The following is a 905-nucleotide window of genomic DNA, read 5'->3' on the forward strand; positions in this document are numbered from 1 at the left end:
TGCAGCATCTAATGGTTATTATGAAATAGCTGAGATGCTTTGCAAAAAAGGTATTAATATAGAATATAGAGATAGAATATATAAAGAAGATGCACTCACTCATGCCATATTTAACCAGCAAGTTGAAGTTCTTAAAGTATTAATTAAGTATGGTGCAAATGTCAATACAAAAAATAAGTATAACAGTCCAGCAGGACTAAAGTGCTTGCTTGGTATGAGTACTAACTACGAGAATCCTGATAAAGTAGAGAAAAGAAATAAATGTTTTGATATTTTACTTAAGAGTGGACTCGATTTAAATATACCAGTAAAGCAAAATGAGGACTCGTATTTAGTATCTGCAGCATATTGTGGGGATGAAAAATTAGTTGAAATGCTAATTAATGTTACAGATGAAGTCGGAATAAATTTTTACAATAAAGAAACAAAATTTACTGCTTTAGATATGGCCTTGAATATGCGTACTGATTATCCAGATGTTCCAAACCCTTTTGAAGTGTTTTCACAAACTAAAAAAAGAATTATACAAAAGCTAAGAAATGCAGGTGCTAAGACTTATGATGAGCTAAAAGCGGAAGGTAAGATTTAAAAATAAGAAGAATGTGTTTAAAAAGAGAGATGAGAGTAGTACTTAAAGAATAAGCCATAAAATTAGATGCTTTTTTAGTGAAAAAGTAAATGGAAATCGGGCTATATTTATAGTACAGATCGCTAACAAGTGTTATAGCTTTGTGCTGTGATGGGTCTGAACCACTTTTAGGCCGGTTAACGACATTAAATCACTATTCATAATCTATCAATGGTAAATTAGTTTAAGCAGTGACAGAAAATAAGAGCAGTATCAGCCAGTATTACCGTTGGGTATGCAACATCATTGTTTTATTTTTTTTCTGTATACAGTTACC

The 905-nt window shown here is 31.4% G+C and carries 1 protein-coding gene; it reads left to right on the plus strand.

The window, feature by feature from the left end; translation table 11 throughout:
• Window positions 1–589, plus strand: a 589-nt coding sequence (locus KCG35_RS25715; protein WP_215822718.1) for an ankyrin repeat domain-containing protein, incomplete at its 5' end; no start/stop codon positions are given.
• Window positions 590–905 lie beyond the last annotated feature (316 nt).

The sequence above is a fragment of the Zooshikella harenae genome (assembly GCF_018837975.1).
GTDB lineage: Bacteria > Pseudomonadota > Gammaproteobacteria > Pseudomonadales > Zooshikellaceae > Zooshikella > Zooshikella harenae.